Consider the following 20,360-nt stretch of genomic DNA (forward strand, 5'->3'; position numbering starts at 1 on the left):
TACCCCAATTCTTCCAAACTCTTGGTGACATAGGTCGTGCAAGACGGGAGAAGAATTTAAGACGGGTTTTTTGAGAAGTTACGCTGTAAGCCAATCTGAATAAGGCTCTGTGGTGAATTGGCATAATCAATCCGTCCAATACAGTCCAATATTTACGCCAGCCTCAATATGCAAGTCCCGCACGCCCTGGCAACATCGATATGAGCAACTTTCGGCCTGCTGTATGTCGCCGTCATTGTGCAGTTCTCCCTTTTTTATGGACTCAAGAAATTCCCTTGCGTTCCGTGCGTCCCTGTTTAGCTTTTGGATGAATGACTGCCGACTATGTCCACCGTGCTTTAACGCCTGCTGGTTACCAGGTTGGAATGGGTTGGTTGGGGGATCGGTACGCACCCCGCGTATCGGTTTCGTATCTGGTGGGGGTTCAGCTTTTGGTTGCGTTACTTTTTTGCGTACGGCCAGCGCTGGCAGGCTTTTCGCTGGTACGCGCTTTGCTATTTTGCGTACCATTTTTGCGCACCTGCGCACCGCTATTGCGTACCCACCCAATCTTTTGGGCCCTTTTCCTGATAGCCCCTTCAGTAACGCCGTATTTCTCGCCTATATCACGGAGACTAAGGACTCCGGCCCGGTATGCCGATTCGATGGCCTCCCAGTCCGGTATTACCATAACTTGGTCCTCGCTTTGACATTATCAAAGCCACTCAATGAATGGCTTCTGTAATGCCGTTATTCGCTCTTGCTTCTTCTCCTGTCGGCGGCGATCCCCTCTAACTGGCTCGCCTTACTATCTGCTGCCTTGGCCCCATTAATCATGCCCCGTGTAACTTACAGCGCTCGGATGAATAGATCACCGTCAGCTCAGTAACCGCGCGAAGCGTAAACGCGAGCCATTCCAGCCCAGTGAGAGAAAAGGATTTCGTACTTTATGGGGTTGTAGTTAATGCTTCCATTGGCTGCCGCGTAGCGCCATGCTCTATCAGAAATAGAGCGATCTTTAGCTGTTTCCCCCCATTTCACAATATCCTTTGCCATACTTTGTACACATGAGTGCCTTAATACTTTTTCACCAACATATGCCCCAACGTCTGAACATGACGACATGGTCATATCAAGGCTATTTCTGAAATACTCGAGCCCACCAGCAGACATAAACTGGCGATTATTGGCATAAACCACATCGTCACTTCTTACTGTGAATTTAATTGTGTTCAACGCGTCAATAATCAGTTGCTGCTCTGGCGTGGGTTTTGCCCACAAAATAAGGCGGACAGGCCTATCTGAGGCCAACAGATTTTCTCTGTCCAGTTTATCCCTGGCTTCGTTTTCAGCCTTATACTTCTGCTGATTATCAGCCTGAATTTTCTGGTAATAGTTGGCAATTTTTTCCTTTTCCTTGGTGAACGAGGCTACACTTTTTTTAAAGTCGCTTTCACTAACCTTATTTAGCCCCATACTCCAGCGGTCTTTTTCGTAATCGGTATAGATGGCATCAACTTTTGCTGGATTGTCCAGCGCCGAGGTCAAATTAACCAAGATCTTAACTGCTTCCTCGCCAGCGTGATTGCTACTGTCAAAAGTTGATAGCGCGCCAACCTCATAACTTCCATATTCATGGTAGGCAGCATAGAACAGAGGAATTGTCTGTGGTTTGCCATTAACAGCTTGGACAATGCTTTTATCGTCACATGCAAGTCCATCCCATTGAAAGAGACTTTTGCCACCGTTTTTGTATGTCTCGCAATCATCTATCCCCAAGCGAATTAATGCGGGCCACCCTGCGCGTTCCTTATAACCATCGCTTTTAACGACATGCATTTGTGTTAACGCTTTTGCGGGATCTATTTTCCCCGCCGTGCAACCTGTGAACATTAACGCCAGAGAGGTTAAAGCAATACGATTGATAAAATTATTCATCATCCTTGTGCCTGCAGTTAGGTAGACAGGTATAGCTTATCTGTCGGGTAATAGATCGTCGAATTAGTTCGGGCTGCGTGTTAGTCCGCCAGCAAAAATGGCGTTGCCTGGTCAATGGAGTTGACGCCGATTATAGCGTTGACATTGCAACCCTTAACAACACAATCACGCTCAAGTATACGAGCTATTTTTTCCACTTTTATCCAGTGTTGGGCTATGAGCAATTTAGTCTTTTCAACCAGCTCAGAAAGCATTAACTTCCTGTTAATTTGGTCATCCGCGGCGCATATCAAATCGAGCATGTCATTGACGTTAGCCATATCGTAGCTGTGAGCTCGTGAATACTTTTTGTTGAAAACATCATTATTTTCGTAAAGCGCTTCGCTTGCTGGTCCGGCGAGGGCTACAAAAATCGCTTTTTTGGCGTCGCGCTTTATATCGTCTGCATAATAGCGAAGGAAGGGAATAACCTTGCCATCATGTCCAACAACACCCGACTTGCTTTCCCGCAGATGCCCAAGATCGCTAGTGTGGATTATGTCGTGCTTAACAACGCCCAAACATTGGGCTTCATGTACGTGTTTGTCAGCAACATAGCCAAATTCATCCATAACGGCAATAACATGTATATTAAGGCGAATAAGCCATGCCGCTATCGCATGGCCTGCTTCGTGGAATGCTACACAGCGTTTACCATCGTCTATCCAGCTATAGAACATTCTATGCTCAGATACTTGGTGTGTGGTGTCTTGGTGCCTGCCGAGCAAAACCGGTTTGACCTTGCAGCCCGCGTCCATAAATCCCCCTGAACATGATATTTATACAGTGTTTATTGCTTCATAAATTGAAATGATATCAATGTGCGTTGCGAACATAGGGATGATTGAGCGCAAGGAAGCTCGCTAGTGCCGATGCGCTGTACACCCCGAACGCCACGAGAATTCACGGCTCCAGCCCGGCTCCCAGTAAATTCAGATACACTGCATCGTTATCCTCGCCACGGTCCTGGTGCCGTTCGCTCCTGAGGAACCATTTCAGTATCGCCAGCGCTTCCCGCTGGTGAACCGGCCCTGTCGTGGAGAGTTTGCCATCCAGCCACGCTTCCCGGTCACAGATACATTGGTGATGTTCGTAAAACCCATCCCCCAGCGCTTTGCTGGCGGCGCTGCGCATCACATAAAGCCAGTCCCAGTATTCGAATTCACGCACCACATCAGACAGCGTGTGCGGGTCGGGCAGCACGTCGCAAAAGCCCCGGTGAGCCATTGAGCGGGCATCCTGTACCTCCACGATGCGCCACCCCTTCAGCTCGCCACTGTCTGCCTCTTCCGGCGTCATGCCGTAGTGTTCATCCACCTGAAAACCGGATTGCGTAATGCGTCGCTCCGGTTCGGTTGGCTCCATCGCAGCGGCGTAACTGCCAAAGTGCGCCCGCACCTGACTGGCTTTGCTAATAGCCCGTCGCGCGTTCTCAATACAGCTTTGTGGGTTGTCCATGCCGAGGGTGCTGAATGCCGCGATAAACGGCTCATGGCCTTGTGCCATCAGCCAGTGACGGTAACGCTGTTCAGCCTCCTGCGGGGTGATGGTGAGTTTTTGCAGGGCCATTTCTGCCGCTGGCAGGTGTGCAGGCTCGTCCAGCTTGATCACCTCCAGCACCCACAGGTACGCATCTGTCTGGTGGTGGCCGGTGATCACCCGCTGCGGGGGCAACGGTTTAATGCCCGCCGGCGCAGTGCCATAGCGTGCCTCTGGAATGGAGAACATCGCCACATGCGCCGGGTTGTCCGCAAACAGTCCGCTTCGCTGGCAGACACTGCGCACGGTAGCGTGCTTTATCTCCATGCGGGCAGCTATTGTGCGATAACCCATTCCGCCGCGCTTGAGGCGGATAATCTCCGCTTTTTGTTCCGGTGTCAGTCGCATGTTGCCCCCGCTGTGTGCAAGCCTGTTTCACATTCCAGGCGCAATACGCTGCGTGTGCTCTCTGTCATGTCGGCGCTCCTCAAAATGGTGTGTCATCACGGAAATCGGCCATATCCGGTGCGTTTGCCTCCTGCGCCCGGCGTAGCGCATCGGTTGGCTGACCGGCAGCGCCTTTACGCCCGCCGGGGCGCACCGTTCTGGCGCTCACCACGCTGTCGGCAATCACCTGATAACCGGTTTGCATCGTGCCGGTGCTGTCTGTCCACTGGGTGATCTGCATGTTGCCCGATACGCTCACCCGGTCGCCTTTCTGATGTTTTGCCAGTGCGTCAGCCTGTTTACCAAAGGCTGTCACCGCCAGCCAGAAAGTGGCTTCGCCGTTCTCTGCCTTCTGACAGGGCAGCGGGACGGCTATCCGGGTGAAACTCATGGTGTTGCCGGTGCGGGTGGTGCTGCTCTGCACATCGGCGACCAGACGGCCATAAGCTGAAATCTGTGCTGTCATGGTTGTTTTTCTCCTTTCTACGTGTGTGAAAGCATCCTGTTCTGACCGGTTGTCCTCTGGCTGGTGCTGAAACGTTGGCATGACGACGATATACAGACACAAAACATCACGAGTTCAGCGGGTTTACGGGTTCAGTTGCGTGCCGTTACTATTTTTTTGTCTTTTCAAACATCGGGTTAAAAAATATTGCTCGCTTTTTGCGCTAAAAATTGAACCCGTAAAGCTGTGCGCTGAACCCGTTTGATGGGGTTTCGCCACGGGTTCACGCCGCCCGCCAGAAAATGAGGCCCAAAAGGAAACGGGTTCAGATTGCGGCAAAACGGGTTCAAGACGGGTTCAACAGGAAACCTGTTTCCCTTATAAAACAGACCTTTTTACAGAGTGAACCCGTTGAACCCGCTGAACCGTTATGTTTTATTCGTGTGTGAGCAACACAAGGGGGCTGTTACTCCGCATCCGGGGCGTACATCAGGACATAGAAAACCGGCTGACGCCCCTCCACACGCACCGCCTTCTTTTTAAACCGGTCTTTCCCCGGCTCTAACATCCCCGCATCGGCCAGCACTTTCGCAAACTGCCTGACATTAAACCCCCTGGCGATTTCGCCCTCAAAGGTGGCCGGGAAGGTGTAGAACATCATCGGGGCGGCATCGTGCTTGCCTCTGTCCCGGTATCCGGCAAGGTCACGTATGGGCAGGTCTTGCGGGTTGTAGGGCAGCGGGGCAAACCGGCTCAGGCCGTGGACGTTCAGGAACGCTTCGCACTGCTCGATAATCTGCTGGTGCTCCTTGTTGCCGGTACCGAATTCGCGCACCCAGGCATTAAAGCTGTGCTGTATCGCATCCCGGCCCATCTGTTCATCCCAGCCGGTAATGATCCGGCCCAGCGACAGCGCCGCCTCCATCACGGCAAAGCGGGTGGCTACCCGGTGAACCTGCTCGCCATAGTCGGCTGGAATGAGACTGCGCCAGCGGGTTTCTGCGGCCCTGACGGACTCGATGGCCTGTTGCGGGTGGTCGGCAAGGTGCTTAATCCACGCCCGACCTGCGGCACCGTGGTACTGTTGGCAGGCGTCTTTCAGTGCGTCGGCGTGCTGTTTGCCGTTGGCATGTTCATGAAAGCGCGCCGTTTTGCTTAAGGGGATGTTCAGCAGCCGTACCAACTGGCCCGCCTTGGTCTTTCTGCCCACGCTGGCAATGAACGTTTCCAAATCCATTTCACCGGTGCTGATTGCCACCGTGCGCCAGCGCTTTAACTCCCGGTTGCCGCCTTCTTTGGCTCCCTGCAATTTGCCGACGCCGTTAAACAGTGCATAGGCGGCCTGCGCCACGCTCACCGGGTCAGCGCCCTGACCGACTTCATCCAGCGGCATCAGCGCGTCGTTGTGGGCGGCAGCTTCGTTCGCCAGCCCCAGCGCGGTGCCGTACCACGTCAGGCGCAGTAACTCCGGGTTGCCGTACAGGCTGGTGGCAACACTGGCGGTGGTGGTTTTCCCGGCGCTCGATTGCTCATAGAAATGGATGCCGAACCCGTCAGCGCCCACCAGACCGATTAACGGGGCTGCCAGCGCCGCCGCCATACCGGTCATCATGGCGTAATTGCCCCCGGCAAGGCGGGCCACGGTGTCGCGCCAGCCTTCTGCCGTGCCGCTGACGGTGTAGCCTGCGGCGGCAGCGCTGCGCCCGCTGAACAGTACCGGCCTGTCAGGGGTTCCGATGATTTCCCCGTCTGGCATGAGGTAAGCCCCACACTGCCAGCCGGTCGCGTGTGCGATATGCCAGATATCCTGTGCGGCACTGCGCTGGAGCCAGTCGGCCAGAATGGCGCGCAGGCTGTTTTTGGTGGTGACGTTCACGCCGCCGTTTTTCAGCGTTCGCCAGCCCTCGCGCTCGCCGATATCCGCCAGCGGAATGGCCTGTGTGGTGTCAGCCGTCGCGCCGATGGGCCGCCAGCGCATCATCAGGTACTGGTCTTTGTCGTCCCGGCCAATGCCCACCACCGTCAGCGGGGAGCACAGCCAGCTTTCGTTGTTGATAATCTCGCCGCTGTCTTTATCCACTTTGGGGGTTATCCAGAACACGCCGTCCCGGCGACTTTGCACATGCGGTTTTAACGGGTCGCTATGCGTTGGCTTGCTGCTGTCCGGTTCATCCGCTGGCGGCGAATACAGTGAGGCGGCAAATGCCTGTGTCGCGGCCATCAGCCCGCATTGCTGTCGGTAATCGTCCCAGTCGGCCTTGGTATCGGTGGGCGGCAGCGCCACCTGGCCGTTCACCGCACGGGCGGCTTTCTCCGCCCAGTTTTTCCCTGCGTTCGGCGTATCCGGTTTGATGTCGTTATCGGCGGCCAGAATAATATGAGCGCTGGCATACCGGGTGTGCATGGCCTTTGCCACCGGCACCATGTTGCCCGCGTCGATAGCGGCGAGGGTCAGCGCCTCCGGGCGCATCTGGTGAACGCTTAATGCCGTCGCCAGCCCTTCGGCGATAATCACCGTATCGGGTTGTGCGGGCGCATTCACCGCATGATAGGCTCCGCGTTTTGCCGAGTCCGCCACCTGTCGCTTGCGGCCATCGGGGCTTATCGTCTGTGCGGCGGTGGTGCCGCCGCTGGCGTCCTGTAACGTCAGCAGCAGGGTGCCATCGGGCAGCAGTGGATACGACAACCCGGTCAAGCCTTTTCCGGCCAGATAGGCGGACTCACCCGGCTGTGCCTGTGCGGTCAGCTTTTTCAGCCGAGCGGCAAAGCGTCGGGCTTTTTCTGCGGTACGGGCCTGCTCGTCGGCAGACGGTGATTGCCGGGTGTCGTGCGTGTCCGGCGCTGGCGCATCGTCCGCCATTCCCAGCACGTCGGCCACCAGGCGGGCGGCGTCTGCCGCATTACACTGGCGAACATTCATCACCAGCGCCAGCCCGTCACCGGCTTCCGGGTCACAGTGGCGGCAATGCCAGGTGCCGCGCCCGTCCAGATTATCGAACTGGAAACGGTCTGTGCCGCCGCACGCCGGGCAGGGGGTGAGCGTGGTGGGGTGGCGGGGAACCTCAATCCCCAGCAGGGCCAGCACATCAGGCCAGCAGCCCACCGCCGAGCGGGTCACATCACGGATAAAATCGATATTACGCATTCCATTGCCCTCAGTGCGTTGCCGGTGGCGGCAGTACGCTGTCCAGCATGAATAGCTGTAACGCCCGGTCATACTCGTTGCTGCCCAGACGGGAAACGGCCTCATCAAAGGCTATCAGCAGCACCTCATCGCCTTTTGTAACGGGGTGTTGATGCGAAATGCGGATGCTATCGGGCAGCACTTCAACGTGACTACCGGCGGATTGCGCCGCCAGCATAGAAAGGGGACGTATGTTGTTCACTGTGGTTCTCCCGTTGGCGCAACCTGCCAGCCCGCCAGCCGGGCCAGCTCCAGAAAGGCATCCAGACAAGCGACATGCTCATCATCGAATAACCGGCGGTCGTTGGTGGCTCTGCCGTTCTCCACATACACCAGCACGCGCCCGGTAAAATCAGAGGTAACTTGCAGTGTGGCGGTAATGGTTGGAGTTTGGTTAGGCATGGTTACCCCCTTTGGAAACTTCACAGGCGTAGTCATGGGCGATGTTAATTAATTCAATGCCTACGTTACGGTGGCACTTGGTATTCATCAGAAACATGCCTGCATTCAACAATCCGGCAATATTGGTGATCGCATCCTCAGGATCCATCGCCATACCCTTGAACTCTTCAGTAACTGTGTTTTGCGCGTTATTAGGCATGGGACACCCCCGCTTGTTCAGGCTCTTTCTGGCTGGCGCGATACAGATGGTCGATGCGCTCCTGCAGGACAAACAGCAGGATTTCACGCGCCTGCGGCTCACCCGTGTTGACGGTGGCATAGGCCGGCGCCCGGCACTGGTCGATAATTTCATCCAGTTCTAACGGGGTGTTATCAAACATGGCACACCGCCTTAACCGGCAGGCGGCCCGCGAAAAAGCAGAGGTGATCGCCAGCCAGTGTGCGGCGGGCTTCGTGTTCAGAAACGGCAGGGATACGGTGAATGACCGGTTTTTGTGTGAGACAGTCGCGGCGGATTGCGGCAATAAGCCAGATAAATTGCGGTTTTGGGGTAGGGGTAGTAGCCAGCATGTGGCAGCCTCCTTCAGATAGCGGGTAACGCTACCACCGGAAACGCCAATTTCACTGGTGGTAGCCCAGACGGGGTTGGCGTAACCGGCTCTGAAGGATACCGGCGAACCTTGCGGTTCCCCCGCCTGAGCCACCATTACTCTTGAAAAGCGCTGGATTATATACCAGCACCTGAAAAAAGGGTGAGTCAGGCTAACGGCACAAAAAAAGACGCTCGGCGCGTCATGTGTCGCCTTCAGAATTACCGGGACGCCAATCCCGGCACCAGATTTTGCTGGTGCCTGTTGAAAGTAGCCCATCTGTAAAGCAAACGGCAAGCGTTTTTTGCGTACCCTGTGGGCAACGTCGCGTAAGTTACGCATGGTTCACTCCCAGCCGTTTTGCCATCCAGCGCTGCGACAGCCGGGTTAATTCAGCTTTGCGCTGGTGGTAGTCCTGCCCCAGTTCAATCAGCGTGATGTTGGTCTGCTCAAGGTAGGAAAGGTGTTCCAGTTGGTCGGCGCTCATGCTGTCGCGGGGTTCACCGGTTACACCATTGACCTGCGCCCAGTCTTTTGCCGTCAGGCCACCCAGTACCAGGCGGGCGATCATGTTGCTTTCGGTGGTGTAGTGGTGCGGCAGGGTTTTCTTGCCCAGCTCAGAACGGGCGGTTTCCAGCGCGGCGCACATCGGTTTGAAGTAATTCGCGGCGGTCAGACGGGTTTTGAGCTGGCGGCGAAAACGGGCGGCCACTTCCGGTACGCTACGGTGTAAGACTTCCTCGCACTGGATGAAGTAACGACGAACGGCACGGCCCTGCTCGTTGCGCTCAACCATTGCCAGTTCTTTTGCCATGTTAAGTGACAGCACATAATCTTTACTGCGGCGATCACCACCCCGGCTTGTTTTCCATTGCCGGGCTGGCTGGCCGTTTTCAGTGTATTGATTCACCGGAATGGGGGAATCAAAGGTTAAAAAATCAACATTGTCGATAAAGCCATATTCTTCAATACGGCTTTTAATCCAGGTGGAGAAATCACGCCCCACCCCTAACGCAATATGCAGGGATTTGGCGCTCACAATGTTGGTTTCGTGTTCGCCTATCCGGCCAGAAATCACCGGGATTAATTCGGCAAAGCCATTACTGGAAATATCGCTCTGGCTGTTTTCAGGGTGAGCGAGTCCCTGACCGTTAAGGTCATTATTTTTTGATGTCATAAATTTAGGCTCCGTTAGCGGGCGGCGTAATCCGGGTACAGGCTCAGGATATGGTTTATTTCCTGCCGGGTAAGTGGCTGATGGCCGTTAATCTCGGCGTTGCTATTGACCAGTCGAATAACGCGGGAAATATCATCACGCGCTGTAAATCGATAGCGGTAATGACTGCCGATCCTGTCAGCGTTGGGTTCGTCAATACGTGCTAACTGAATATCAAGCAGGCGTTCTAATTCCGTGGCGTAATTCCGGCCAGAAGAAAGGCGGCAGTGGTGGAGAATGTCATTCTCAGTAAAACCACCCGCGCCGGAACGCAGCATGAAAACCCGTGCGCGATGCTTTTTAGGGACTGGTCTTATCCGCTCTGGCTGGCTATTATGTCCGCCAGCAATATGAGTTTGCGCAGCAGGTTTATTTTGTTCACATTGACGCCCGGTAGCACGGGCGTTTTTTGTTTGTGACATATCACACCCCCGTCATCTGGTCGCGTTCTGCGATGCGCTGATTCAGCCAGGTATTAACGTCATCCTCAAACCAACCCACACGACGCAGACCAATACGAAAGCCTTTGGGGAATTCCCCTGCATTGATCATGCCCTGAAACGCGCTATCAGACTTCAGGCGTAAAATCGCTTTAACTTCTTTTTTCAGTAGGATTTTTCTTTCTGCTGGTGCCATTTCATCTATCTCCAACGATACCGGTAGATTCCGGCGATATGGGGATGTTGGCATAGGCGATTAGTGTCAGGGCAACATCATTTAGGGTAATGGTAATCTACCGTGAGGGTTGAGGGTGTTTACCCTCACGGTAGACTTTAAGCAGATTTAGACGGGTTACGGTCAATGGGGCAGGCGACTTTTTCAATAGCTTTGGCTGTGATTTCAACAAACCCATAATTGGTTCTCAGATCTGTGATTATGGCCTGCTGGTTTACTCTGGTATCGCTATTGTTAGGGTCATAGTTTACCCATTCGGTATTTCTTATTCTGATAGCCTGAAATAGAGGGTCTTTATCGGCACCTCCGACAAATGATCCAATGTGGCAAGGGAGGGATTTCTTTAACTCTTGGATATCCTTTTCCAGTTCGGTTATTTTGTTTTTCAGAGCGGCTATTGATTCTTTTGATTCCTCTGCGATTCCTGGCGATATTGGCTCTTGCTTGTGGTGTTGGCGACCTCCTTCAGAAAATGAATCTTCGGATAGTTCTTTTTCTGCCCAAGGCCATATATCAGATGCAAGAAAATCAGCATTGGTTATATAAGTATTAATATTTATTTCATGTGGTTCTAAAATGGTTTCGTCATCTATGGAACCATTAAATGATGCAGGCATTGGGGTAAGAACTTTAATAGGAGTTATTTCTTTTAATTTTATGGCCTGTAAAATTGATTCTTTATAAATTTTGGCTTCTCTCCAGAATGTGTAGTTATTATTTTCCGCATCTACGATACTTTCAGCTTCGTAAGAGACGCCAGCCATTACTAGTGCCACTAGTTCCGCACTGACAATTCTCAATCGCCGAATATGTCGTGGAATATTCAATACCGAATCAGTCATCTGTGCCCCTCGCATAGCCCTATGTGATAGAAGCCAGCGCCAGCCCGTAGGGTTCGGACGTTCGGGAGCTACCCTAGACGCGGTTTTATTCGGTTATCATTGGTATACACCGGAATCGTAGCGCGTATAGGGGAGGTGTGGGAAGACCCCTACTGTGATTTTATCCACTACTCTCCAACCACCCTCAAACCTCGCGCCCCGTCGGATGCTAATGCCTTCCCGGTGGCGGCTGTTTCAACAAACGCACCCCACCAGCACATCAGTACCTTGCGTTGATCCAGATAGGTGGAACGGTTGTAGGCGCGGCGCACTTCATTGGTGTCAACGTGAGCTAGCGCGGCTTCGATCACATCCGGCGGGAAACCCGCTTCGTTGGCGGCGGTACTGAAGATAGCCCGCAAGCCGTGGGACACCAGCACGCCTTTGTAACCCATGCGACGCAATGCGGCGTTAGCGGTTTGGCTGTTCATCGGCTGTTTGGGGTCTTTAGCGGAAGGGAATAGATATTCCCGGTGGCCGCTGATTGGCTTCATGGCGTCCAGAATGGCTAACGCTTGTGGGGGCAGGGGAATAACGTGCTCGCGGCGCATCTTCATGCGGCCAGCCGGAATTGTCCAGGTGTTCTGCGTAAGGTCTATCTCGCTCCAGCGGGTTTCTGCGGCTTCAGCCGGGCGGGCAACAGTCAACAATTGCCATTCAATCAATAACCGGGTTTGTAGCTCGATGCTGGCGACCGATAGCGTTTTCATCAGGCCAGGTAATGCCTCTGGCCGGATGGTCGGCATATGGGTTTTCACCGGCGTCTGAAAGGCTTTGCGGATCTTCGCCGCCGGGTTAGCCGGTATCAGGCCGGAATTAACGGCATAGTCCATCACTTCGTTGATGCGCTGGATAACCCGTTTAACGGTTTCCAGTTTGCCACTGGCCTGTATCGGTTCCAGCGCGGTGATGAAATGGCGGGCGGTAAGTTGGCTGATAGGCTGGTTTCCGATGAACGGGAACACGTATTTTTCCAATGAGCGCCAGATATCTTTAATCGTGTTTGCGGCCAGAGGTTGAGATTTTTTCACTTCATACCAGTCGGCGGCGACTTTGGCGAACGTGTTCAGGCTGATTGCCTGTTCTTGTTCGCGCTGCTGTTGCTGGTGGAATTGCGGATCGATGCCTTTGCTTATCAGTGCTTTTGCTGATTCACGCCGTTGCCTGGCTTCAGCCAAAGAAACCGCAGGGAATGCGCCAAAGCTGATTAATGCACGTTTCTTCGTATCAGGGCGGTAATAGTTAAAGCGCCAGATTTTAGAGCCACTTGGTTTCACCAACAGATACAACCCGTCCCCGTCTTGTAGCGTGTATTCCTTCTCGGCAGGTTTGGCGGCTTTGATCTCGGTATTGGTCAGAGGGGTAGTTATACGAGCCATCGTAGTTATACGCTTTTGTAGTTATATGGGGCGGTATAACTAAGCGTATAACTAAACTTTCCGGCTGTAAACGGGGTGTCCCGGCAGATAACAGGCAACAAAAAACCCGCAAACTCAGAGAGGATGCGGGTTTCTGTGGGGTTTCCGGTAGTAAACGATACTAACCGAATATGTATTTGGTCGGCACGAGAGGATTTGAACCTCCGACCCCCGACACCCCATGACGGTGCGCTACCAGGCTGCGCTACGTGCCGATGCTATGGGCCGCTATACTACCGTTTCCTGACCCGATTGCAATAGCCGCTCCGAACGACTGCTTTAGATTTAGGCAGTTAGTTGGCAATAAATCGCCGTTCGGTCGTCAGCACCTGCAAGAGCAGCCCCAACTGGGGTTTCTCGTTTGGCAATAGCTGACCGCTGGCGTCGTAAGCACGGTAGTTGCCGTTGCGTCCCAACACAATAACCTGCTGCGGCGTGATGATGGTCAGTGCATTGTTGTCCCCGTTGAGCAGCCAGTTGGTGCGGCGCTCGGCGCTGAACAGGTCCTCACCCTGAGCGTAATCCTCGGTTGCGGTTTTCACATGCAGCAGACGCTGCATCAGCGTGGTCATCACGTCTTTCGGATCGGTCATTTTGCTGATGGTCTGCGCCGGAGTATCCGGCCAGTGCACGACCAGCGGCACCTGACGATGCTCACGGTTCATCGGCGACGGGTCGTCGTCTTTGAGACGCTCGGCGCTGCTTTGCTCGGCAGTAATCACCACCACCGTCTTGTCGAGCAGGTTTTTCTCGCGCAGCGTAGTGATGATGCGATCGATCTGTTCATCAATGCTGGCGGTGTCCTGACGATAACGGCGCTGTCGTTCATTGGCCGAAACCGGGCGGCCGCTGCTGCTAAGCTCACTGTGGTTGAATTCGATAAACGAGAACCACGGAGAGCGTGCATCGGTATTGTTGTCCAGCCATTTGGTCCACTGGGTGGTAATGGCCTCATCGCTCTGCGGTTGCGCCGGCGGCAGCGAAAAGTCGGATAGCAGCGCCTGACGGTAAAGCGGGCTGCTGAATCCGCTGGCCGAGAACAGGCCGAACTGGTAGCCCTGCCGACTCAGCGCATTGATCAGCGCCGACGGTTTGCTGCTGCCCAGCACGCCATCCATGTAGGTGGTGGAGATGCCATAAAACAGGTTGAACAGACCGCCATCCTGCTGGGTTCCGGCGCTGAAATGGTTGCTGAAGCGTACGTTTTCTTCGGCGAAGCGCGCCAGATTGGGCATGGAGCGGGGCGTATCCTGATCCGGTACGCTGTCCATCACCACCAGCAGCAGGTTGTAGCCGCTGCCGGCGTCGCGGAAGCTGATGTCGCTGAGCGGGTATTCCACCGATACCGCGTCGGGGTTGCCCTGCAACGCCAGACGACGTTCATACTCCTGCGCGTTGAGCAGGCCGTGTTTTTCCAGGAAACGACGCGCCGTCATCGGGTAGGAGAGCGGCAGATTGGCGCGCTGCATGGTAATCGGACGGTAGAAGTTGGCGTCCGCCCAGATGTACATCAGGTGAGACAGGCAAAACGCGACGATGAATACCGCCGCCAGCGGCTTGGCGAAATGGCGTCGGCCCAGGCTGCGCAACTTCTGCCAGCACCAGGTGCCGAACAGCATCTCCACCATGAAGATCACCGGCACGCTGATAAACAGCAACTGCCAGTCGCGCACCATCTCGCTTTGATCCGGGTTGGTCACCAGATCCCAGACGGTCATGTTCAGGTGCAAATGGAAGCGGCCGAACACCGCGGCATCGACAATCAGTAGCGTCTGCCCGGTGGTGGCGAGCGCAGCGGATAGGAAGCGCAGCAAGCGCTGCGACATCACAATAAATGTCAGCGGGAAAATGATCAGCAGGTAGGCTGAAAAACCGATAAAGCTGAAATGTCCCAGCCAACTCACCAGCGAATAGACTCGCCCGGCCAGCGACGACGGCCAGTCGGCAACGAACAGATAGCGGCTACCCAGCCCCAGTGCGAGCAGAATGTTGAACAGGGCGAACCAGTGCCCCCAGCTGATCATCTGGGAGACTTTTTCACGGTAGCGCGGACGGTTGGTTACCATAAACGGGCCGGCATCAGTGGATGTCGTTGGTTTTTATGGACGCCTGCAACGCGTCGGCAAACGAACCAGCCAGCGCTTCGCGTTGTTTCGGATTAGCGATGCTGGTATTGAGCAGATTGGTGACCATGTTGCCGAGCACCATCAGTGCGAGATCGGTCGGGGTGTGGTGCTTTTCCAGCACATTGACCAGATCAGACAGCAGCTGTTCGATTTGTTCGTCACTGTAACGGGATGATTGTGGCATAAAATCGTGTATCTCAGGTGATGAAAGGCAAATATATTACCGTATAGGGGCGTGGTTTTCCGCACTTTTATCAATGATGATCGTCAGAACCGGGATGCTTTGAGTTGCATGCCGAAACGTCAGGTGCTTGAATACGCGCCTTACTAGAAGGAGAGTTTACCATGAGTCTGGATATCGACCAGATTGCCCTGCACCAGTTGATCAAGCGTGACGAGCAGTCACTGGAGATGGTGTTGCGGGATTCGCTGTTGACCGTGAACGGCGCGGTCAGCGATATGATGGCGGAACTGCACCGCGTTTACAGCGCCAAAAGCAAGGCGTACGGCCTGTTTAATGAAGAGAGCGAGCTGGCGACGGCATTGCGTTCCTGTCGCAAGGGCGATGATGACTTTCTGGCATTCTCTCGCGCCGCCACCGGCCGGTTACGTGATGAACTGGCCAAATACCCGTTCGCCGAAGGCGGCGTGGTGCTGTTCTGTCAGTATCGCTACCTGGCGGTGGAGTACCTGCTGATTGCGGTGCTGAACAGTTGCAACAGTCTGCGGGTCAACGAACAGCTGGATATCAGCAGTACCCATTATCTGGACATCCACCATGCGGATATCGTGGCGCGCATCGACCTGACCGAATGGGAAACCAGCCCGGAGTCGACCCGCTACCTGACCTTCCTCAAAGGCCGTGTCGGCCGCAAAGTATCTGATTTCTTCATGGATTTTCTGGCTGCGGCGGAAGGGCTGGATACCAAGGCGCAGAACAAGGGGCTGCTAAAGGCGGTGGATGACTATTGCGCCGACGCGGAACTGGACAAGAACGAGCGTCAGCAATACCGTCAGCAAGTGTACAGTTACTGCAACGAGCAGTTGCAGGCGGGCGAAGAGATTGAACTGGAAGCGCTGTCGAACGAGTTACCGCCGCTGGGCGACAAGACGTTTCAGGCGTTCACGGCCGAGCAGGGCTATGAGCTGGAAGAGAGTTTTCCGGCGGATCGCGGCACGCTGCGCCAGTTGACCAAGTTCGCCGGCAGCGGCGGCGGGCTTAGCATCAATTTTGACGCGCTGTTGCTGGGCGAACGCATTTTCTGGGATGCGGCTACCGATACCCTGACCATCAAAGGCACGCCGCCTAATCTGCGCGATCAATTACAGCGCCGGCTTGGCGGCGGCGAGCGCTGATTTTTTCTTTTCTTCGGCCCGTTTTCCGCCGTGTGCGGCGAGCGGCGCGTTCAGGCAGGGGCTATCCCTGCCTGTAAACCGGTTTGGCAGCGCTTGCCCGCTGTTTTATGATGGGCATTCGACTGCTTGTGTTGTGAGATTCCCGTGCGTTCGACCTTTGACATGTTGCTGGCGGTGTACGACCGTGCGGCATTGATGCTTATTTGCCTGTTTTTCCTGACGCGAACCCGTCATTTCCGCCAGTTGCTTCAGCAGGACGAGCATTCCCGCTTTGACCTGGCCGTGGTCACCGCTATTTTTTCTCTGTTCGCGCTGTTTAGCACCTGGTCCGGCATCAATGTGGAAGGTTCGCTGGTCAACGTAAGGGTGGTGGCGGTGATGTCCGGCGGTATCCTGTTTGGGCCGTGGGTCGGCATCACCACCGGGGTCATCGCCGGTGTGCACCGCTATCTGATCGATATTCATGGCATTACCTCGATACCTTGTCTGATCACCAGTATTGTGGCCGGGTTTATGTCCGCCTGGATTCACCGGCGTATTCCGCGCGATCGCCACTGGAGCGTGGGTATTGCCGGCGGCATGCTGTGCGAGTCGCTGACCATGTTGCTGGTGGTGCTGTGGGCGCGGCCGTTCTCGCTGGGGCTGGATATCGTCGCCCATATCGCTATTCCGATGATTCTGGGGGCGGTCAGCATTGGCCTGATTGTGCTGCTGGTGCGCAGCGTGGAAGGGGAAAAGGAGGCGATTGCCGCCCAACAGGCCAAACTGGCGCTGGATATCGCCAACAAAACGCTACCTCTATTCCGCCATATCAATAGCCAGTCATTGAGTACGGTATGCGATATTATCCGCCGTGACATCGATGCCGACGCGGTGGCGATCACCAATACTTCGCAGGTGCTGGCCTACGTTGGGGTAGGGGAGGAGAATTACCACAGCGGCGATCGCGATCTCAGCCCGACCACCCAACTGGCGTTAAAGAGCGGGAAGATCATCATCAAAAATAACGATGAGGCCTATCGCACCCCGGAAATTCATTCGATGATCGTGATTCCGCTGCGGGAAAAGGGCGAAGTGACCGGCACGCTCAAGATCTATTACCGGCGGGCGCATCGTATCACCTGGTCGCTGAAAGAGATGGCGATCGGGCTGTCGCAGATCATTTCCACCCAGCTTGAAGTCTCGCGGGCCGAACAATTGCGCGATATGGCCAACCGTGCCGAATTGCGGGCGCTGCAAAGTAAAATCAACCCGCATTTCCTGTTTAATGCGCTTAATGCCATTTCCACCTCTATCCGGCTGAACCCGGATACGGCGCGTCAGCTGATTATCAATTTGTCGCGTTATCTGCGCTATAACCTGGAGCGCAATGACGAGGAACTGATTGATATTAAAAGCGAGCTTTATCAGGTCAAGGATTATATCGCCATTGAGCAGGCCCGTTTCGGCGACAAGCTGACGGTGATTTACGACATTGATGAAGAAGTCAGTTGCCATATTCCCAGCCTGTTGATTCAGCCGCTGATTGAAAACGCGATTGTGCACGGCATCCGGCCTTGTAAAGGCAAGGGCGTGGTGACGCTGAGTATTCAGGAGCAAGGGGAACGCATTCGGGTGGCGGTTCGGGATACCGGCAGCGGCATCAGTGATGAGGTGATCGCCCGCGTCGAGCGCAATGAACTGCCGGGCAACAAGATTGGCCTGCTCAATGTGCATCACCGGATTAAACTGCTGTATGGTGAGGGGCTGCGGATTCGCCGGCTCAACCCCGGCACGGAAATCGAATTTTTTATCACCCGGGACAACGTCAACCGTTCGGACAGTATGGTGGCGTTTCCCTCGTGAACGGGGCTGGCGGTAGGAGAAAAGCGTGAAAGCGATCATTGTCGAAGATGAATTTCTGGCGCAGCAGGAGCTGAGCTGGCTGATTAAACAACACAGTCAGATCGAGGTCGACGCCGTGTTTGACGATGGCCTCGATGTGCTGAAATACCTGCAGGATAACCGGGTGGATGTGATCTTCCTTGATATCAATATTCCATCGCTGGATGGGGTGATGCTGGCGAAAAACATCAGCCAGTTTGCCCATAAGCCATTGATCGTTTTCATCACCGCGTATAAGAATCATGCGGTGGAGGCGTTTGAACTGGAAGCGTTCGATTATATCCTCAAGCCTTATCATGAGACCCGCATTGTCGGCATGCTGCAAAAACTTGAGGCGGCCTGGCAGCAACAGCAGTTGCCCAGTCATGTCGGCGGCGATAACCGCCCGGCGCCGATGACCATCAATCTGGTCAAGGATAAACGGATTATCGTCACCAATATTCACGATATCTATTACGCCGAATCCCACGAAAAACTGACCTTTGTCTATACCCGGCGTGACGAATTCGTGATGTCGATGAACATCACCGAGTTTTGCAGCCGGTTGCCGGAAGCCTATTTCTTCCGGTGCCACCGTTCGTACTGCGTCAACCTGAGCAAGATCCGCGAGATCGAACCCTGGTTCAACAACACCTATATTCTCAAACTGAGCGACCTGGATTTTCAGGTGCCGGTCAGCCGCAGCAAAGTGCGGGAGTTTCGCCAGCTGATGCGGCTGTAACAACGAATAGGTCAGGCATGAAATGTCTTCAATGTCATTGATACCATCCTGGATGCATTTCATTCCCTGATTCATGCCGTTCATGCCCTTATTAACCCCGTGGATTTAGCCCCTCTTTATACTGGTGCCATTCGGCAGGCTGCGGCCTGTTTTATCTTCACATCAGCAAAATTAAGGGCACCGGCATGAACAGTAAACCGGCAAATCGCGGCGTTATTATTGCAGGGACTATCCTCGCCCAGATGGGGCTGGGGACCATTTACACCTGGAGTCTTTACAACCAACCGCTGGTCGACAAATTCGACTGGCCGCTCAGTTCGGTGGCTACCACCTTTTCTCTAACCAGCTTTTTCCTGGCGTTCGCCACGCTGTTTGCCGGGCGCATTCAGGAACGCATCGGTATCCGTAAACTGACGCTGATCGCCGGCCTGGTGCTGGGGACGGCGCTGATGGCCGCCTCTATGGTGTCGTCGTTGTCGATGCTGTGGCTGCTGGTGGGCGTGGTGGTCGGATTTGCCGACGGCGCGGCGTACATCACCACCTTGTCCAATCTGATTAAATGGTTCCCGAATCGCAAGGGCGTTATCGCCGGGATTTCGGTCGGTGCGTATGGCACCGGCAGCCTGGTGTTCAAATACATCAACAGCGCGTTGCTGGCGCAAGTCGGCGTGTCTCAGACCTTCTTCTGGTGGGGCGCGATGGCATTGTTGATGATCACCGGCGGCGCCATGCTGCTGAAAGATGCACCGGTGCAGCCGGCTCAGACGGCTGTTAACGGCGGCGACGTCAACTTTACCGTCAGCGAAATGCTGCGTCGCAAAGAAGCCTGGCTGCTGTTTGTGGTGTTCTTCACCTCCTGCATGAGCGGTTTGTACCTGATTGGCATCGCGAAGGATATCGGCGTGAAAATGGCCGGGCTGGATGCGGTGACCGCTGCCAGCGTGGTATCGGCGATCGCTATCTGCAACACCGCCGGGCGACTTATTCTCGGCTATCTGTCCGACAAAGTGGGTCGTCTGCGGGTGCTGAACTTTACGCTGTTGGTGACCGCGCTGGCGGTGACGGTCATGGCGTTCCTGCCGCTTAACGGCATGACGTTCTTCCTGTGCACGGGTGCGGTGGCCTTCTGTTTTGGCGGCAATATCACCGTGTATCCGGCGATTGTGGCGGATTTCTTCGGCCTGAAGCATCACAGTAAAAACTACGGACTGATTTACCAGGGATTTGGTCTGGGCCCGTTGGCCGGTTCCTTTATCGCCGCCGCGCTGGGTGGATTCCACAGCACCTTTATCGCCATTGCGCTGTTGTCGGTAGTGTCGCTGGTGATTACCCTGTTCATCCAGCCGCCGAAAGCGCCGCACGAGCAGGATGCGCCCCTGGTCGCACAGGGTAGTCACGCCTGATAAACCTCACGTTCTTCGTGTGTAGCTAACTTCGTGTAGCCTCACGCCACCGGCATCATGCGGTGGCGTGAGGCTGTTGACAAACAGCCATGTTGTCTTGTGAATGCTGAATTTGTCTGTTCAGTGAATAGTTTCGTGCGGGATAAACGGTGTCGTTTCTTTGCTATTTCATCGCAT

21 protein-coding genes, 1 tRNA gene and 2 pseudogenes are annotated in these 20,360 nt (G+C 54.7%); 4 read left to right on the plus strand and 20 right to left on the minus strand.

Features of this window, described 5'->3' with window-relative positions; translation table 11 throughout:
* Positions 1 to 303: 303 nt before the first annotated feature.
* The 20 genes and pseudogenes from DXX3274_RS09405 to DXX3274_RS09490 form a co-directional block, all read right to left on the minus strand.
* A pseudogene (locus DXX3274_RS09405) lies at positions 304 to 670 on the minus strand (hypothetical protein); the annotation flags it as partial.
* Positions 671 to 861: 191 nt separating this feature from the next.
* Entirely contained in the window at positions 862 to 1,920 is a 1,059-nt protein-coding gene (locus DXX3274_RS09410; RefSeq protein ID WP_238556102.1) for a hypothetical protein, read from the minus strand.
* 77 nt (positions 1,921 to 1,997) lie between these two features.
* Complete coding sequence (locus tag DXX3274_RS09415) at positions 1,998 to 2,714, minus strand: peptidase M41 family protein (RefSeq protein WP_238556103.1); 717 nt, start codon at positions 2,712 to 2,714, stop codon at positions 1,998 to 2,000.
* Positions 2,715 to 2,859: 145 nt separating this feature from the next.
* Positions 2,860 to 3,843 carry a helix-turn-helix domain-containing protein gene (locus tag DXX3274_RS09420; RefSeq protein WP_042859574.1) on the minus strand — a complete coding sequence of 328 codons (984 nt, stop codon included), beginning with the start codon at positions 3,841 to 3,843 and terminating at the stop codon, positions 2,860 to 2,862.
* A 79-nt stretch (positions 3,844 to 3,922) separates the two neighbouring features.
* Complete coding sequence (locus tag DXX3274_RS09425; protein WP_042859575.1) at positions 3,923 to 4,348, minus strand: single-stranded DNA-binding protein; 426 nt, start codon at positions 4,346 to 4,348, stop codon at positions 3,923 to 3,925.
* A gap of 445 nt (positions 4,349 to 4,793) precedes the next feature.
* A complete protein-coding gene (locus DXX3274_RS09430; RefSeq protein WP_042859576.1) occupies positions 4,794 to 7,472 on the minus strand; it encodes a TOPRIM and DUF927 domain-containing protein in 2,679 nt (892 codons plus the stop codon).
* A 10-nt stretch (positions 7,473 to 7,482) separates the two neighbouring features.
* Positions 7,483 to 7,713, minus strand: a complete 231-nt coding sequence (locus DXX3274_RS09435) for a hypothetical protein (protein ID WP_152495246.1) — start codon at positions 7,711 to 7,713, stop codon at positions 7,483 to 7,485.
* Positions 7,710 to 7,913, minus strand: a complete 204-nt coding sequence (locus tag DXX3274_RS09440; protein WP_050569850.1) for a hypothetical protein — start codon at positions 7,911 to 7,913, stop codon at positions 7,710 to 7,712. The genes DXX3274_RS09435 and DXX3274_RS09440 overlap by 4 nt, the downstream gene beginning before the upstream one ends.
* Complete coding sequence (locus DXX3274_RS23335; protein ID WP_050569851.1) at positions 7,906 to 8,112, minus strand: hypothetical protein; 207 nt, start codon at positions 8,110 to 8,112, stop codon at positions 7,906 to 7,908. Before DXX3274_RS23335 ends, DXX3274_RS09440 begins: the two co-directional genes overlap by 8 nt.
* Positions 8,105 to 8,293, minus strand: a complete 189-nt coding sequence (locus DXX3274_RS23340; protein WP_042859579.1) for a hypothetical protein — start codon at positions 8,291 to 8,293, stop codon at positions 8,105 to 8,107. The genes DXX3274_RS23335 and DXX3274_RS23340 overlap by 8 nt, the downstream gene beginning before the upstream one ends.
* Positions 8,286 to 8,483: a host cell division inhibitor Icd-like protein gene (locus DXX3274_RS24225; protein ID WP_238556119.1), complete on the minus strand. Its 198-nt coding sequence runs from the start codon at positions 8,481 to 8,483 to the stop codon at positions 8,286 to 8,288. Before DXX3274_RS24225 ends, DXX3274_RS23340 begins: the two co-directional genes overlap by 8 nt.
* A gap of 23 nt (positions 8,484 to 8,506) precedes the next feature.
* Positions 8,507 to 8,845 (minus strand): annotated as a pseudogene (locus tag DXX3274_RS22815) (ash family protein); the annotation flags it as partial.
* Positions 8,838 to 9,680 carry an antA/AntB antirepressor family protein gene (locus DXX3274_RS09455; protein WP_042859581.1) on the minus strand — a complete coding sequence of 281 codons (843 nt, stop codon included), beginning with the start codon at positions 9,678 to 9,680 and terminating at the stop codon, positions 8,838 to 8,840. The gene DXX3274_RS09455 and the pseudogene DXX3274_RS22815, both read right to left, overlap by 8 nt.
* Before the next feature lie 14 nt (positions 9,681 to 9,694).
* A complete protein-coding gene (locus tag DXX3274_RS09460; protein WP_042859582.1) occupies positions 9,695 to 10,141 on the minus strand; it encodes a hypothetical protein in 447 nt (148 codons plus the stop codon).
* Between the two features lies 1 nt (position 10,142).
* Positions 10,143 to 10,355 (minus strand): AlpA family transcriptional regulator, encoded by a 213-nt coding sequence (locus DXX3274_RS09465; RefSeq protein ID WP_042859583.1) that lies wholly within the window; start codon positions 10,353 to 10,355, stop codon positions 10,143 to 10,145.
* 137 nt (positions 10,356 to 10,492) lie between these two features.
* Positions 10,493 to 11,236, minus strand: a complete 744-nt coding sequence (locus DXX3274_RS22400; protein ID WP_152495247.1) for a hypothetical protein — start codon at positions 11,234 to 11,236, stop codon at positions 10,493 to 10,495.
* Positions 11,237 to 11,403: 167 nt separating this feature from the next.
* Positions 11,404 to 12,654, minus strand: a complete 1,251-nt coding sequence (locus DXX3274_RS09475; protein WP_042859584.1) for an integrase domain-containing protein — start codon at positions 12,652 to 12,654, stop codon at positions 11,404 to 11,406.
* A gap of 177 nt (positions 12,655 to 12,831) precedes the next feature.
* Positions 12,832 to 12,908: transfer RNA gene (locus tag DXX3274_RS09480), tRNA-Pro, on the minus strand.
* Positions 12,909 to 12,986: 78 nt separating this feature from the next.
* A complete protein-coding gene (gene yejM, locus DXX3274_RS09485) occupies positions 12,987 to 14,759 on the minus strand; it encodes an LPS biosynthesis-modulating metalloenzyme YejM (RefSeq protein ID WP_042859585.1) in 1,773 nt (590 codons plus the stop codon).
* 13 nt (positions 14,760 to 14,772) lie between these two features.
* Positions 14,773 to 15,003 (minus strand): YejL family protein, encoded by a 231-nt coding sequence (locus DXX3274_RS09490; RefSeq protein ID WP_013317597.1) that lies wholly within the window; start codon positions 15,001 to 15,003, stop codon positions 14,773 to 14,775.
* Between the two features lie 161 nt (positions 15,004 to 15,164).
* Here DXX3274_RS09490 and yejK point away from each other — a divergent pair, with 161 nt between their 5' ends.
* The 4 genes from yejK to DXX3274_RS09510 all read left to right on the plus strand — a co-directional run bounded on the left by yejK (position 15,165) and on the right by DXX3274_RS09510 (position 20,183).
* Entirely contained in the window at positions 15,165 to 16,175 is a 1,011-nt protein-coding gene (yejK, locus tag DXX3274_RS09495; protein WP_042859586.1) for a nucleoid-associated protein YejK, read from the plus strand.
* Between the two features lie 144 nt (positions 16,176 to 16,319).
* The gene (locus DXX3274_RS09500) at positions 16,320 to 18,020 is read left to right on the plus strand and encodes a sensor histidine kinase (protein WP_038918786.1); all 1,701 of its coding nucleotides are present in this window, start codon (positions 16,320 to 16,322) and stop codon (positions 18,018 to 18,020) included.
* 25 nt (positions 18,021 to 18,045) lie between these two features.
* The gene (locus tag DXX3274_RS09505) at positions 18,046 to 18,780 is read left to right on the plus strand and encodes a LytTR family DNA-binding domain-containing protein (RefSeq protein WP_042859587.1); all 735 of its coding nucleotides are present in this window, start codon (positions 18,046 to 18,048) and stop codon (positions 18,778 to 18,780) included.
* 185 nt (positions 18,781 to 18,965) lie between these two features.
* On the plus strand, positions 18,966 to 20,183 hold the full coding sequence (locus DXX3274_RS09510) for an OFA family MFS transporter (protein WP_042859588.1): 1,218 nt from the start codon (positions 18,966 to 18,968) through the stop codon (positions 20,181 to 20,183).
* The last annotated feature ends 177 nt before the right edge of the window (positions 20,184 to 20,360 follow it).

It is taken from the genome of Dickeya sp. NCPPB 3274 (assembly GCF_000406205.1).
GTDB classification, from domain to species: Bacteria; Pseudomonadota; Gammaproteobacteria; order Enterobacterales; family Enterobacteriaceae; genus Dickeya; species Dickeya fangzhongdai.